At 73.1% G+C, this 13,648-nt stretch carries 13 protein-coding genes; 9 read left to right on the top strand and 4 right to left on the bottom strand.

Features of this window, described 5'->3' with window-relative positions; genetic code table 11:
• The first annotated feature begins 219 nt into the window (after window positions 1-219).
• The 7 genes from ACFV9J_RS28675 (at window position 220) to ACFV9J_RS28645 (ending at window position 6,171) form a co-directional block, all read left to right on the top strand.
• Entirely contained in the window at window positions 220-465 is a 246-nt protein-coding gene (locus ACFV9J_RS28675; RefSeq protein WP_385358701.1) for an acyl carrier protein, read from the top strand.
• On the top strand, window positions 462-1,685 hold the full coding sequence (locus ACFV9J_RS28670; RefSeq protein WP_385358699.1) for a beta-ketoacyl-[acyl-carrier-protein] synthase family protein: 1,224 nt from the start codon (window positions 462-464) through the stop codon (window positions 1,683-1,685). The genes ACFV9J_RS28675 and ACFV9J_RS28670 overlap by 4 nt, the downstream gene beginning before the upstream one ends.
• 151 nt (window positions 1,686-1,836) lie before the next feature.
• Window positions 1,837-2,277, top strand: a complete 441-nt coding sequence (locus ACFV9J_RS28665; RefSeq protein WP_385358696.1) for a DUF6041 domain-containing protein — start codon at window positions 1,837-1,839, stop codon at window positions 2,275-2,277.
• Between the two features lie 7 nt (window positions 2,278-2,284).
• The gene (locus tag ACFV9J_RS28660; protein WP_385358694.1) at window positions 2,285-3,175 is read left to right on the top strand and encodes a DUF6206 family protein; all 891 of its coding nucleotides are present in this window, start codon (window positions 2,285-2,287) and stop codon (window positions 3,173-3,175) included.
• The gene (locus ACFV9J_RS28655; protein ID WP_385358692.1) at window positions 3,162-3,947 is read left to right on the top strand and encodes a 4'-phosphopantetheinyl transferase family protein; all 786 of its coding nucleotides are present in this window, start codon (window positions 3,162-3,164) and stop codon (window positions 3,945-3,947) included. The genes ACFV9J_RS28660 and ACFV9J_RS28655 overlap by 14 nt, the downstream gene beginning before the upstream one ends.
• Window positions 3,948-4,050: 103 nt before the next feature.
• Entirely contained in the window at window positions 4,051-5,238 is a 1,188-nt protein-coding gene (locus ACFV9J_RS28650; RefSeq protein ID WP_385358690.1) for a RedV protein, read from the top strand.
• A gap of 279 nt (window positions 5,239-5,517) precedes the next feature.
• Window positions 5,518-6,171, top strand: a complete 654-nt coding sequence (locus tag ACFV9J_RS28645) for a DNA-binding response regulator (RefSeq protein ID WP_385358687.1) — start codon at window positions 5,518-5,520, stop codon at window positions 6,169-6,171.
• 76 nt (window positions 6,172-6,247) lie between these two features.
• Here the strand turns inward: ACFV9J_RS28645 and ACFV9J_RS28640 are convergent, their stop codons facing one another.
• From ACFV9J_RS28640 to ACFV9J_RS28625, 4 genes are read right to left on the bottom strand one after another with little or no spacing between them, the layout of a single operon-like run.
• Window positions 6,248-6,568: a RedY protein gene (locus ACFV9J_RS28640; RefSeq protein WP_385358685.1), complete on the bottom strand. Its 321-nt coding sequence runs from the start codon at window positions 6,566-6,568 to the stop codon at window positions 6,248-6,250.
• Window positions 6,569-6,593: 25 nt separating this feature from the next.
• Complete coding sequence (gene redW, locus ACFV9J_RS28635) at window positions 6,594-7,769, bottom strand: L-prolyl-[peptidyl-carrier protein] dehydrogenase (RefSeq protein WP_385358683.1); 1,176 nt, start codon at window positions 7,767-7,769, stop codon at window positions 6,594-6,596.
• Complete coding sequence (locus ACFV9J_RS28630; RefSeq protein WP_385358680.1) at window positions 7,766-10,735, bottom strand: polyketide synthase; 2,970 nt, start codon at window positions 10,733-10,735, stop codon at window positions 7,766-7,768. Before ACFV9J_RS28630 ends, redW begins: the two co-directional genes overlap by 4 nt.
• A gap of 31 nt (window positions 10,736-10,766) precedes the next feature.
• On the bottom strand, window positions 10,767-11,564 hold the full coding sequence (locus ACFV9J_RS28625) for a BTAD domain-containing putative transcriptional regulator (protein ID WP_385358678.1): 798 nt from the start codon (window positions 11,562-11,564) through the stop codon (window positions 10,767-10,769).
• 524 nt (window positions 11,565-12,088) lie between these two features.
• Between ACFV9J_RS28625 and ACFV9J_RS28620 the strand changes: the two genes are divergently transcribed.
• Window positions 12,089-12,760 carry a TrkA family potassium uptake protein gene (locus ACFV9J_RS28620; RefSeq protein WP_109029875.1) on the top strand — a complete coding sequence of 224 codons (672 nt, stop codon included), beginning with the start codon at window positions 12,089-12,091 and terminating at the stop codon, window positions 12,758-12,760.
• Window positions 12,760-13,440: a TrkA family potassium uptake protein gene (locus ACFV9J_RS28615; protein WP_087806775.1), complete on the top strand. Its 681-nt coding sequence runs from the start codon at window positions 12,760-12,762 to the stop codon at window positions 13,438-13,440. The genes ACFV9J_RS28620 and ACFV9J_RS28615 overlap by 1 nt, the downstream gene beginning before the upstream one ends.
• The last annotated feature ends 208 nt before the right edge of the window (window positions 13,441-13,648 follow it).

Genomic DNA, 13,648 nt, shown 5'->3' with positions numbered 1-13,648 from the left:
TGGCCGGGGCCCCTGACCGGGCGCTGACCGCTCACTGACCGCGGCCCCGCCCGGCGGGCGCCCGGCCCCTGGGGTCAGCCAGCGGTCAGCGGGCGGTCAGCGCACCGCCCCAGACTTGGCGGAGCGTCGTAACGCCGCCGCGCCCCTGACCGACACCGACACCGTCGGGCCGGGGCGGCGTTGGGCGAACGATCCACCCAGGAAAGGCGGACCACACTGATGAGCACCACCTACGACAAGCTCGTTGATCTGCTGGTCGACGGTTTCGCGGTGGACCGCGCTGCGATCCGTCCGGATGTGACCTTCGAAGAGCTGGAGATGGACTCGCTGTTCCTCGTGGAACTGCTGCTCGTCATCCAGTCCGAGTTCGGCGTGAAGATCAACGACGACGCCGCGGTCCCCACGGACACCATCGCCCACGCGGTGGCCCTGGTCGACAACGAGATCGCGGCCACCGCGTCATGACCGACCCCTCCCTCGCCGTGACCGGGCTGGGTCTGGTGACCGCGGCCGGCATGGGCGTCGACGCCACCTGGGAGGGGGTGTTGCGCGGCCGGTCGGCGGGCGCCAGGGACGAGCGGCTCGCCGGACTGCCCGTGGACATCGCCTGTGCGGTGCCGGGCCTGCAACCGGCGCGTCACGTGGACCGGCGCAGCGTCCTGATCCACGACCGCTTCGTCCAGCTGGCGATCGTGGCCGCCCGGGAGGCCGTGGCCGACGCCGGACTCGATCCGCTGACCTGGGACGGCGCCCGGGTGGGCGTGGTCGTCGGCTGCGGGCTCGGCGGGGTGACGACGTGGGAGACCCAGCACCGGCGTCTGCTGGAGCGCGGCCCCGAAGCGGTGTCCGCGCTCCTGGTGCCGATGCTGGTGCCCAACATGGCGGCCGGGCACCTCGCGATGGACCTGCGTGCGCTGGGCCCGAACCTGGTGACGGCGACCGCTTGCGCCTCGGGCGGCACCGCGCTGGGCATCGCGGCCCGGCTGCTGCGGGACGGGACGTGCGACATCGTCGTGGCCGGTGGCACCGAGGCGGGCGTCAGTCCTCTCATGGTCACCGGTTTCGCGCAGATGGGTGCGCTCTCGCGCCGGGTCGACGATCCGGCGGCGGCGTCCAGGCCCTTCGACGCCGACCGGGACGGCTTCGTGATCGGCGAGGGCAGCGGCATGCTCGTCCTGGAGCGCGCGGCGGACGCCGAGGCGCGCGGCGCGACGGTGCGCGCGCGGCTGGTGGGCCACGGCGCGTCGGCGGACGCCCACCACGTCACCGCGCCCGACCCGGAGGGCGCCGGCGCCCTGCGGGCGATGGAGGCGGCCCTCGCCCAGGCGGGCGTCACCGGCCGCGACATCGACCACGTGAACGCGCACGGCACCTCGACCCCGCTCAACGACGCGGTGGAGGCCGCGGTGCTGGGCCGGCTGGTGGGCGACCGGGCGACCGTGACCTCGGCCAAGGGCGTCCTCGGGCACACGCTGGGCGCCGCCGGTGCGATCGAGGCGGCGCTGACCGTGCTCAGCATCGAGCGCTCCACCGTTCCCCCGACCGCGAACCTGCGGCGGCGGGACCCGGCCGTCGACCTGGACGTGGTCGCCGACGCTCCGCGGGAGCAGAAGGTGGAGCTGGCGATGAGCAACTCCTTCGGCTTCGGCGGGCAGAACGCGGTCCTGGTCTTCGCCTCCCCGTGACGGCCCCGGCCGTTGACGGCCCCGGCCCGCTGACGGCCCGTCGGCGGCCCCTGGCCCCTCCCCCGGCCTCTCCTCAAACCCCTGCTCCACCCCCGGCCCCGGGCGTCCCCGCTCGCGGCACCTCCCGTCGACCTCCGGAAGAAGCTGGCTCGTGACCGGACGAAACCTGATCCTCCAGCGCGTCGTCGGCGCGCTGTACATCCTCGCGGGGATAGGCAAGTTCTTCCCGCAGCTGGAGTCGGTGGAAGGGCGCCTCGACGACGCCTCGGAAGCCAACGACGGGACCGTGATCTCCGGTCCCGTCGACTGGCTGGACCGCCACCCCACCGGCGTGATGTGGTTCGTCGCCGTGGCCATGGTCGCGGCGGGCCTCGCCCTGCTCTGGAACCGCCGGGGGCTCGTGATCGCCGCCCTCTACGGCCAGTTGCTGATGCTGGTGCTGTTCGTGGTGATCCTCGTGAGCAGTGTCCCCGAGATCCTGGTGATGGACGCGGCCTTCTTCGCCGCCGCGATCTACCTCCTGTACCGGTACCACACGTCACCGGGCGCGCGGACCGCCGCGCCCTCGGGCCCGGCCCCGGAAGGCCGGTGACCCGGACATGACCTTCTCGATACCCGCCGACGCGCTCGACGCCCTGGAGGACGAGGTCGTACGGGCGCTGCGGACCACCGACGACCGGGCCCTGACCATCCTCGGGTACGGCGAGGTGACGCTGGTTCTGCGGCTGGAGACCGACGCGGGCGCGTTCGCGTGCAAGCGGCTGCCGGTCTTCCCCTCCCGGGAACGGCTGGACCGGCACTCCGCGCTGGTCGACGACTACATCACGCGGCTGGACAAGGGCGGCGTGGCCGTCGCCGAGACCCGGATGTGGCACCGGCGGCTGCCGGGCGGCCGGGCCGTCGCCTACTGCGTCCAGGAGGCGCTGCCCGAGAGCCGGCTGTGCTCACGGTTGCTGCACACGGCGGACGAGGCGTGGTGCGAGGGGTTCTTCGCCCGGTTCCTGGACCGCGTCGAGGCGACCGTCACCCCGCGTCTGGGGCTCGACGGACAGGCCTCCAACTGGATCGACGTGGACGGCGAGTTGGTCTACCTGGACGTGACGACACCGCTCATCCGCGACGAGCGCGAGCGCGAACTCCTCGACGTGCCGCTGTTCTTCACCTCGCTGCCGTGGCTGGTGCGGGACGTGGTGCGGATGGCGATGACGAAGTCGATCTTCGACAAGTTCTACACGCCGCGCGGTGTGGTCCTCGACTTCCTCGGCAACCTGCACAAGGAGCGGCTGGAACACCTGGTCCCCCGTTTCCTGGAGCAGGCCAACGCCCGCCTGGACCGGCCGCTGGACGCCGAGGAGGTCGGGGCCTACTACCGGGACGACGCACGGATGTGGGAACTCATCCAGCGGCTGCGCAAGGCGGACCGTTTCGTGCACAACAAGATCCTGCGCCGCCCGTATCCGTTCCTGCTGCCCCGCCATGTCGCGCGTTGAGACCCTGACGGACCAAGTCGTTCTCGACGCGTCGCGTCCGCTGTGGATCACGCACCTGAGGCCCCACTCACGGCGGCTCACCCTCGCGGTGGTGTCCATCGCCCGGCTGCGCGAGCGCGGCCCGCACGGCCTTGCCGCCCTGCGGGCCCGGTATCTGACGGTCGCCGAGACGGAGCAGGCCGCGACCCTGCGCGCCCCCCGCCGGCGCGTCGAGTGGCTGGCCGGACGGCTCGCCCTCAAACACGCCGTCAGTGCCCACGGCAGACGGCACTGGGGCCTGGCCCGGGAACCCGGCACCGTCGAGGTGCGCGCCGTGAGCGGGGGGCTGCAGGGCGGCCGGCCGGTCGTGGACGCACCGGTCGAGGTGGGCCTGACGCACTCGGGGGACTTCGCGGTCGCCGTGTGCGGACCGCACGCGGTCGGCGTCGACCTGGAACACGACCGTCCCATGCCGCCGACCCTCGCCAGGGTGCTCGACGAGGAGTGCGACCCGGGGGCGCCGTCCGCCGACGCCCGGCGCCTGGCGGCCATGCCCGCCACGCTGCGCTGGACGTGCAAGGAGGCCGTGCTCAAGTACTACGGCTTCGGACTGCGGATCGACGCCGGTGAGGTCGCGCTGACCGGCTGGCTGCCGGACGGCCGCTTCACCTGGCGGCCCGGGGGCGGGCTGCTGCGCCACGCCCCCGTCGCCGAGACGCGGCGGCCGGCCGGGTGGGCCGGCGTGGTCGCCGGCCACCACCTGGCGCTGGTGGAAAGGCCGTTGGGCGGCTGAGCCGCGCCCGCCTTCCGGGTGCTGCGGGCGTTTCGGGCGTGCGCACCGTCCCCGGTGGTTCACCGCGTGCACGGCATGCGAAGAGGAGGAAGAGGAGACCGTCATGACGGACCGCAGGACAGACCGCACGGCCGCAGCCGTGTCCACGTTCGCCCAGGCGCTGGAGACGGCGGCCGAAGCGGCGGCGCTGAGTCCCTCCTCCCACAACTGCCAGCCGTGGGGCCTGGGCCGTGCCACGAGCACGACGGCCCGCCGGGCGGCGGCGGACCTGACCGGTGCGGAGGCGGACGAGTACCTGGTCCTGGCCCTCGACCGCGAGCGGGAGCTGACGGCGCTGGCCGCGCACGCGGTGGAGATGGAGGTCAGCTGCGGCGTCTACTGGCGGATCCTGCTCCGCACTCTGGCGGCCCAGGGCTGGACGACGGCGGCGGTGCGCGTCCTGGACGGCGACGCGGACCCCGGTGCGGCGGGGCTGCCCGGCGGCGACCGCCCGTTCGGTGCCGGATGGCCGACGGCGTGGACGCCACTGTGCGTGGTGGCGCTGCGCCCCGGGCCGCTCTCCGGGGAACGGCCGGCCGACCTGCACGAGAGCGCGCTGGCCCGCCGCACCCACCGCGGGCCCTACGGGCGGGAGCCGGTGGCCCCCGGGCTGCTGCGCGACCTGGAGGAGCCCGCCACACCCGAAGCCGCGGCGCACCCGGTCCATCTCCGGCACCTGACCGAGCGGCGCGACCTGCGGGCCTTCGCGGCGTTCGTGGCCCGGCACGCGGGACGCGACTTCGGGCACCGGGCCGCCTGGCGGGAGACCCACTCCTTCGTCCGCCGGGACACCGCGGACGCGACCGCGCGGGGCGACGGGTTCACGCTGGAGCAGCTCTTCGGGCCCATGTCCCGGCCGCGCCGGGCGGCGATGCGCCTCGCGCTGGCCCCGACGACGATGTACCTGCTGGGCAAGGTCGGCTACCACCGGGTGCTGGCCGCCGGACTCGCCGACGTCGTGCGCCGCACTCCGGCCGTGGTGACCATGGGCTTCGCCGGGCAGGCGCCCACGCGGGCGGAGCAGCTCGGGGGCGGGGCGCGACTGGCCGACTACTGGTGGCGGGCGACCCGCCACGGTCTGTCCCTGCACCCCATCAGCATCGTCCTCCAGCACGACGACCTGCGCGGCCGGCTGGAGCGGGAACTCTCCCTGCCCGGCCGCACCTTCTTCGTGAGCCGGGTCGGTGTGGCCGGCTCGCCCGCGCCGCGCTCCCACCGGCGCGCGGACGCCGCCGGGCACGTGTCCTTCTGAGCGGGGCGGGTACGAGGAGCGGGTACGAGGGGCTGGTACGAGAGCGGCGGCATTCACACGTTTCGCGACAAGATCTTCTTGAGGTGGAAACCACTTCGTATCAGTCTCTCACCAGGGCCTCGCAAGTCCCTCTCCACGGGTGCACACGCGTGCTAAGTTTGGCCGCATGACGCATATCGGGGGAATCGCAAAGAAAGGCGTCCGGCACCGACTTGCCACCGCCGGCGCCGACCCGCACGCCATGTACGGTCCTCATCCTTCCTGGACGAAAGTCAGCGCATGACGACCCGTGTCCTGGTGTGCTGCGACCGCGTCATCCTGGGCGAGGGAATTCGCGCATTGCTGGAGCGCCACGACATGAAGGTGCAGGTGGAGACGACCCTGCGCGGCTCGCTGGCCACGGCTGCGGAGACCGGGCCCGACATTCTGGTCGGCGTCGCCCCACTGTTCACCATGGACAGCATCGACAAGCTCACGGAACTCGCGCGACTCGGCAAGACCATTTTGCTGACCAAGCCCGAGAATACCCACCGCGCATTCGAGGCGCTCCGCGTCGGAGTACGCGCCGTATTGTCGGCCGAAACGTCGGTCGAAGAACTGGTGCACGTCATCAGAACCATCACCGAAGTCAATGCCATAATCGCCCCGGAAGAGGCGCAGGAAGCCCTGACGCGCTATTGGCGCAGCAAGGCCCCGAAGAACCTCCGCCCCGAACTGACCCCTCGGGAAACGGAAGTTCTCCTCTTACTGACCCAGGGCAAGACAAACACCGAGATGGCCGCGACCCTCTCCGTCTCGCCCACCACCGTCAGGTCCCACGTACACCGGATCCTGCGAAAACTGGGCGCGGCGACCCGTGCGCAGGCCGTCGCCATCGCCTACGAGTCGGGTTTCCTGGGCACCTGCTCGGGTTACGGCACTCCGGCCCACTGAATGCCCCCCCGTCCGGCCGTGCCGCTTCGCGTTCCGTGCGGCGGCCCGGCCGGGCATCCCGCACCACAGCCCTTTGTCAGGGCCGTGCCCGGTAGCCGGGTTCCAGGAGTTCGCCGCTCATCTCCTCGACGACCGTCGCCATCGTGTCGAACACGGTGACCAGGTCCTGAAAGGCCTCCGTTTTCATGTCCCGGGAGAATTCGTCCGGCCCGGTCACCGAGATGCTCTCGAAGTAGTGGAATGGAGCGTCCTGTTCGGTGCTCACCCGGTGCACGGCGAAGGCGCGCACACTCGGCAGCCGGGGACAGGTCGCGTAGTCGACGTCCCGGACCCAGGCCTCGAAGCGGGCCGGGTCCACTCCGTCGTGCAGACGAATGCGGTGGATGATGACGTCCATCTCTCGGGTCTCCCTGACGGTGCGTTCAGCGGCGGGCCGCGGGACGCCGGCGCCCGAGGCCCAGCGCTCGCGCGACGTTGTTCTTCTGGATCTCGTTGGTGCCGGAGAAGATCCGGGCGGGCAGCGCGTCCCGCAGCAGGGTCTCCGCCTCCCCGTCCATGACGCCCAGCGCCCCTCTCAACTGGACGGCGTCCAGACCGAGTTGCACGGCCGCCTCACTGACCGCGATCTTCGCGAGAGCCGGGCCGATCTCGTCCGCCGTGCCGTCGGACAGGGAACGGGCAGCGCGGTACAGGAGCAGCCGGGCCCCCTCGTAGCGGCCCAGCATGTCGACGATGCGGTGGCTGACCGCCTGGAAGCCCCCGATGGGCGAGCCGAACTGCTCGCGGTCCCGGACGTGGTCCACCGTGGACTCCAGCACCCGGCGCATCGCTCCGAGGTAGGCCGCGAAGAGGCAGGTGCGCTCCCACTTCATCGAGGAGGAGAAGATGCTCGCCCCGGAGCCCTCCGCGCCCAGCACCGCGCCGGCCGGGACGAAGCAGTCGTCGAAGTGGACGTCGGCGGTGGGGGAGCCGCGCAGGCCCACCTTGTCGTACGGACGGCCCACCGTGAGTCCCGGGGTGGAGGCCTCGACCAGGAAGGTGGTCAGTCCGAAGTAGCCGCCCCGTGGATCGGTGGCGGCCTGCACCACGAACACGTCGGCCACGGGGGCGTTGGTGATGAAGCACTTGGAGCCGCTGAGCACATGGCCGTCGTCGACGGCGCGGGCGCGGGTGCGCAGGTGCAGCGCGTCCGAACCGGCCTCCGGCTCGGTGATGGCGTGCGCGGCGATCCGCTCGCCGGAGCACAGGGCCGGCAACCACGCGGCGCGCTGTTCCGCGGTGCCGAACTCGACGATCGGCATGACGGCGGCGAACAGGTGCGCGGCGACCGAGAAGGCGAAGCCGGTGTCCGCGCAGCCGTAGCCGAGCGCCTCCATCGTGGCGGCCGCGGACACCGCGTCCAGACCGCTGCCGCCGTACTCGCCGGGCACGGTGGTGCCCGTCAGGCCCTGCTTGCCGGCCAGCAGCCAGCGCCGCCGGAAGTCCTCGGCATCGTCGAAACGGCCGGAGGAGTCCAGCTCGCGCCGGGCGAACCGCACGACCATGTCGCGCAGTTCCCTGGTCTCGGTGTCGAACCCGGCGTCGAAGTCGAAGTTCATCGCGTTGCGTCCGTGCCTTCCTCGATCAACAGGTGGTAATTGATGCCGCCGGTCCCGAACGCGCTCACCGCGGCGCGCCGCGGCCGGCCCGCCCCGGCGGGCCAGGGCCCGGCTTCGGTGGCCACCCGCGCGGGGATGGCGTCCAGGGCGAGGTCGGGGCTGAGTTCGTGCAGGTTGACGCTGGGCGGCAGGGTGGCCTGCCGCAACGCCTGGAGTGTGCGCAGCAGTCCGGCCGCGCCGGCCGCCGCGAAGGTGTGGCCGAGGAAGGACTTGGCGGATCCGATGTGCAGCGGTGCCGTACGCCGTCCCGTGCCGTAGACCTGTGCGGCGGCGGCGACCTCCACGCGGTCGCCCAGGCGGGTGCCGGTGCCGTGGGCCTCCAGGTAGTCCACCTCGTCCGGGCCGAAGTCGACCTGGGCGAAGGCCTGCCGTACGGCCCGTGCCTGGCCGTCGGCGTCGGGGGCGATCAGCGACTTCGCGTCGTTGGACGCGCCGACCGCGCGGAGCACGCCGAACACCCGGTCACCGTCGCGGCGGGCGTCCGTCAGGCGCTTGAGCAGGAAGAGCGCGCAGCCGTCGCCCGGAGTGAAGCCGTCGGCGCCGGCGTCGAAGGGGGTGATCCTGCTGTGCGACAGCAGGCCCAGCGAGGAGCAGAGCACCATGTCCCGCGCGTTGCAGGGCAGTTCCACGCCACCGGCCACGGCGTAGTCGGCGCCGCCGGAGCGCAGCCGTCCCACGGCCACGTCGACGGCGGCCAGCGAGGAGGCGCAGGCCGCCTCCACCGCCACCGGTACGGCGTCCAGGCCGTGTTCGTTGCCGAGGAGCGCCGCGATGCCGCTGGCGACGCAGCCGTCCCAGGTGGTCGGCAGGTCGTCGGGCCCGGGCTCGCCGAACCGGTCCCGCACCAGCTTGGTCACCGCTTCGACGTCGTCCGGCCCCAGTGCGGCGAACGCGGCCAGGGAGCGGACGTCCGCCTCCAGGTCGTCGAGGCACAGACCGGTGTGCAGCCGGCGTTCCCTGGACAGGCCCAGGTTGCTGCCGACGACGACGGTCCCGGCGCCGTCGAGTGCGTGCGGGCCACGCCCGTAGCGGGCGAACATCTCGGCGGCCACGTCGAGTCCGAGGCGCTGGGCCGCGTCCGTCGCCGCGTACCGGTGCGGGGGGATGCGCAGCCCGGGGGGCGGCTGCGTCGGCACCGGGACGGGCGCGCCCAGGTCGGTGTAACTGCGCCCGAGGGCGAGCGCGCCGGGAGCGTGGTAGAGGTCCCGGTCGAACGACTCGGCCGGCAACGGCCCGATCCGGTCCCGCCCGGAGAGCATGGTCCGCCAGAACCCGTCCGCGTCGGGCGAGTCGGCGAAACGACCGCCGAACCCGACGATCGCGATGGGCTCCGCCTCCCACGCCCCGGTCTCCCGGCCCGCGGCGGACGCCTCCCCGCCCGGGAACCGCCGCCGGGCCGCACCGGCGGCGCGCGCACCGCCGAGGTGCGCGTCGGCGCCCGCCCCCTGGGGCACGGAGCCGGCCGGTGCGGCTTCCTCCAGGAGCACGTGGCAGACGGTGCCGGTCAGTGAGGCGCCCAGGACCGCGGCGCGCCGGGGCGTGCCGTCGGTGGACGGCTCCCAGGGCTCGGCCGCGCGCGGGACGCGGAACGGACCAGTCCTCGGAGCGGGATCCGTGCCGGGCAGCACCGGGGGGACGGTGCGGTGGTGCAGGGCCAGCGCCGCCTTGGTGACACCGGCGAGCCCGGTGTTGGCGAAGGTGTGGCCGAGCCGGTCGCGCACGGTGGTCACGGCCACCGAGCCCCGGGGCGCACCGGCGTGGATCCCGGCGATCGCCTCCTGTTCGGCGCGCCCCACGGCGGCCGTGCCGTATCCGGCGCACTCGACGAGCCGTACGGACCCCGGCGCGACGTCCGCCCTACGGTGCGCGGCCTCGGCGGCGGCCCGGCGGTGCGCGGCCGACAGCGAGTAGCGGAAGGTCCCCGGCCGCGCCTCGTGCCGCAGGGCGCAGTCCAGGACCGACGCGTACACGCGGTCGCCGTCCCGCTCCGCGGTCGACCGGCGCTTGAGCAGCAGCGCCCCGAGCCCCTCCGTGAGGACGGGAGCGTCCCCGGGGCCCGCCTCGGAGGGCCGGGCGGCGAACCCCTTGGCCGCCAGCGCCCGCCGCGCGAAACGGCCCTCGTCGCGCTGCCCCACCACGACCAGGACGGCCTCGGCGAGCCCCGCGCGCAGGCTGTCCACGGCGTGCGCGAGAGCCAGGTACGAGGTGGCGTCCGCCGACTCGACGGCGAGGGTACGCCCGCGCAGCTTGAAGGCGGACGCGATGCGGGCCGGGATCGTACTGGCCATCTCGCCCACCCGGTCGTGCGGCGAGGCGCCCAGCCGGCGCGACAGCGCGTCGTTGAGTTCCTGCCCGGCGGCCCGCGCGTCGATGCCGGTGTCGCGCCAGGCGCCGTCCGCGAGGACCTCCGTCAGGTCCCGGGCGTAGCGGGCGCCGTCGACGCGCAGGGCGTTGGCGTACTGCCGGTCCAGGCCGAGGCAGGTGCCCACGACGACGTCCGTGCGCCCGCGGTCGGCACGGGAGCCGGTGGCGTCGTCGAGGCACTGGCGGGCCGCCTCCACCATGAGCAGTTGCAGGCGGGCCATGGAGGCGGCCTGGGCCGGCGGGATCCCGAACCGTGCCACGTCGATGTCGATGTCGCCGAGGCCGCCGGGCGCGGGTCCGGTGCCGGAGGCGGCGGGCGCCGAACCGTCGGCGAGCAGCAGCCGCCACAGGTCCTCGACGCCGTGGGCTCCCGGATAGAGGGCGGACATCCCGACGATGGCGATCGGTTCAGCGGGGTCCGGCGCAGCCGACGCCGTGTCCGTGTCCGTTTCCGTGACTGCGAGTGTGGGTGTGGGTGTGGGTGTGTCCGTGGCTGTGGCTGTGGCTGTGTCGTTGTCTGACAACTTCTCGTTCCTGTTCACGTGGGCACCGCCCGCGGCCGGCCCCGGGTCGTCAGGCGGTGAGCAGGCTGGTGTCGGCCGGCGCGTACGGCTCGCGCCACAGCGCGGAGGGCACCTTGAGGACCGGGTCCTGCGCGAGGATCTCGGCGTGCCGCCGGCGCAGCAGCGCACCCGGCTGGACCCCCAGTTCGTCGTCGAGCCGCTTCCTGGCCAGGCGGTACGACTCCAGGGCGTCTCCCTGACGTCCCACCCGGTAGAGGCCGACCATCAGCAGCTCGCAGAACCGCTCGCGCAGGGGGTACTGCGCCACCAGCTGCTGGAGCATGGCGATCGCCTGGGCCTCGCCGCCGTGCAGGCACATCGCGCTCATCAGATCCTCCAGGGCCGTGAGCCTGCGTTCCTCGAACAGGGCCGCGGCGCCCCGGCAGCGCCTGCCCTCACCCGCGTCGATGAGGGCGGGCCCGCGCCACAGCCGCAGACCGGTCTCCAGCAGTTCGACGGCGCGCGCGGGGTCGGCGGGGAGCAGGGCGGCGCCCTGCGAGACGAGTCGCAGGAAGCGGTTGCCGTCCACGCACTGCGGGTCGATCTCCAGCAGGTAGCCGCCGAGCACGGAGCGCAGGATGCCGCCCGCCCGCTCGGGGCAGGCACCCTCGTTGAGCACTTTCCGGGCCCGCGCGGCATGCGCCTGGAGGGCGTTGAGGACGTTGTCGGGCGGGGTCGCGCCCCACAGTTCGTCCACCAGGTCCGCGAGCGACACGGCCCGGCCCGCGTCGATGGCGAGCGTCGCCACCAGCGTACGGACCTTGCCGGCCCGGATGCCGCCGCCGCTGTGCGACGTGTTGACCGACACGGGTCCCAATATGTTGATTTCCACGCATCCCCCGAAGTTGTACAGGCTGGGTCCGTGGTCCGAGGAGCCGGCCGCGCGGCCGGCCGTCCTGCCGGACCGGGCCGTCCTCGCGCGCGTTCTCCGCACTCCCATGAGCGGATGGGGTGCCGGTCGCGGCCGTCCTGACCGGCCCCGACGGGGTGCCGCCCGGCTTTTGGCTGGCTCCGGACCAGTTTTCGAACCGGGTCCATCGTGGCAAGCACTCCCCCACCCGTCATCCACCGAACGATCGGATTCCGCCCTCAACACAGGACGGGTGATTCCCGACACCACCGTCAATGTGTTGAGGCCGTACCGCGCTCCGGTTCAACGGAAGTGAACGACGCAAACGAAGCACCCCACCGGGATGCGACGGCGGTGGACCGGCATGATGGTGGCTGCGGCCCTCGGTGGGGGCCGCAGATGTTTGCCCGTCGAGCCGAAAGAGGAAGATGAACGGGATGTTCACCGCGGTCAGAGGGCAGAGAAGAAGAGTGGTGTAAGCCGTGCACATTGTCATCATGGGCTGCGGGCGCGTGGGCTCCGCGCTCGCCCAGACCCTGGAGCAGCAGGGGCACACGGTCGCCGTGATCGACCGGGACCCCACCTCCTTCCGTCGCCTCGGTTCCTCCTTCGGCGGCCGCCGGGTCACCGGCATCGGCTTCGACCAGGACACCCTGCGCGAGGCGGGCATCGAGGAGGCCGGCGCCTTCGCCGCCGTCTCCAGCGGCGACAACTCCAACATCATCGCGGCCCGCGTGGCCCGCGAGATGTTCGGCGTGGAGAACGTCGCCGCCCGCATCTACGACCCGCGCCGCGCCGAGGTCTACCAGCGCCTGGGCATCCCCACCGTGGCCACCGTCCGCTGGACGGCCGACCAGATGCTGCGCCGGCTGCTCCCCTCGGGCGCCGAGCCGCTGTGGCGCGACCCCACCGGAGGCGTCCAGCTGGCCGAGGTGCACACGTCCTCGTCCTGGGTGGGCCACAAGATCAGCAGGCTCCAGGAGGAGACGGGCGTGCGGGTGGCCTTCGTCACCCGGCTCGGGGAGGCGATCCTGCCGTCCTCGCAGACCGTCCTTCAGGAGGGTGACCTCGTGCACGTCATGATGCGCACCGACGAGGTCCACAAGGTCGAGGCGGCGTTCGCCAAGGGTCCCGAAGAGGAGGGCGGTCACTGATGAGGGTCGCCATTGCCGGAGCCGGCGCGGTCGGCCGTTCGATCGCGGGCGAGCTGCTGGAGAACGGGCACGAGGTCCTGCTCATCGACAAGGCGCCGACCGCCATCTCGGTCGAGCGCGTCCCGATGGCGGAGTGGCTGCTCGCCGACGCCTGCGAGATCACGTCCCTGGACGAGGCGGCGCTCCAGCGCTGCAACGTCGTCATCGCCGCGACCGGCGACGACAAGGTCAACCTCGTCGTCTCGCTGCTGGCCAAGACGGAGTACGGCGTTCCGCGCGTCGTCGCCCGGGTGAACAACCCGAAGAACGAGTGGCTCTTCAACGAGTCCTGGGGCGTGGACGTGGCCGTCTCCACCCCGCGGCTGATGTCGGCCCTGGTGGAGGAGGCGGTGAGCGTCGGCGACCTGGTCCGGCTGCTGCGCTTCAGCCACGGCGACGCGAACCTGGTCGAGCTGACGCTGCCGGAGGAGTCGGCCCTGGCCGGTACCCAGGTCGGCGACGTCCAGTGGCCCGAGGACACCTCACTGGTGACGATCATCCGCGGCACCCGGGTGCTGACGCCGTCCCGGGAGGACTCCCTGGAGGCGGGCGACGAACTGCTCTTCGTCGCCGCGCAGGCCCGTGAGGAGCAGCTGGAGGACCTGCTGTCGGCGCGCCGACGGCCCGACGGGGCGGTCTGACGGCCGCGGTCCGACGGGGCGGTCCGACGGGGCTCAGGACGGCCTACGGTGGTGGGGGGGGCCGGGCAAATGCGCGGGCCCCCCCCCCCCCACGCCGAGGGGCAGCACCTGAACGCCGTCTTGAGCGTCGCCGACCGGTTCCGCTCCGGCGGCCACGTGATCCTGTTCCGGGTCCGCACCCGTTGGCCTGCCGGGGCGGAACCCCTGG

The organism is Streptomyces sp. NPDC059906, assembly GCF_042730645.1.
Lineage (GTDB): Bacteria > Actinomycetota > Actinomycetes > Streptomycetales > Streptomycetaceae > Streptomyces > Streptomyces rubrogriseus.
This window is presented reverse-complemented; position numbering and strand designations above follow the sequence as displayed.

What these genes read in the sequence shown, in the direction of transcription:
- ACFV9J_RS28675 (WP_385358701.1), top strand. Translation starts at nt 220, where the DNA reads ATGAGCACCACCTACGACAAGCTCGTTGATCTGCTGGTCGACGGTTTC.
- ACFV9J_RS28670 (WP_385358699.1), top strand. Translation starts at nt 462, where the DNA reads ATGACCGACCCCTCCCTCGCCGTGACCGGGCTGGGTCTGGTGACCGCG.
- ACFV9J_RS28660 (WP_385358694.1), top strand. Translation starts at nt 2,285, where the DNA reads ATGACCTTCTCGATACCCGCCGACGCGCTCGACGCCCTGGAGGACGAG.
- ACFV9J_RS28655 (WP_385358692.1), top strand. Translation starts at nt 3,162, where the DNA reads ATGTCGCGCGTTGAGACCCTGACGGACCAAGTCGTTCTCGACGCGTCG.
- ACFV9J_RS28650 (WP_385358690.1), top strand. Translation starts at nt 4,051, where the DNA reads ATGACGGACCGCAGGACAGACCGCACGGCCGCAGCCGTGTCCACGTTC.
- ACFV9J_RS28645 (WP_385358687.1), top strand. Translation starts at nt 5,518, where the DNA reads ATGACGACCCGTGTCCTGGTGTGCTGCGACCGCGTCATCCTGGGCGAG.
- ACFV9J_RS28640 (WP_385358685.1), bottom strand. Translation starts at nt 6,568, where the DNA reads ATGGACGTCATCATCCACCGCATTCGTCTGCACGACGGAGTGGACCCG.
- redW (WP_385358683.1), bottom strand. Translation starts at nt 7,769, where the DNA reads ATGAACTTCGACTTCGACGCCGGGTTCGACACCGAGACCAGGGAACTG.
- ACFV9J_RS28615 (WP_087806775.1), top strand. Translation starts at nt 12,760, where the DNA reads ATGAGGGTCGCCATTGCCGGAGCCGGCGCGGTCGGCCGTTCGATCGCG.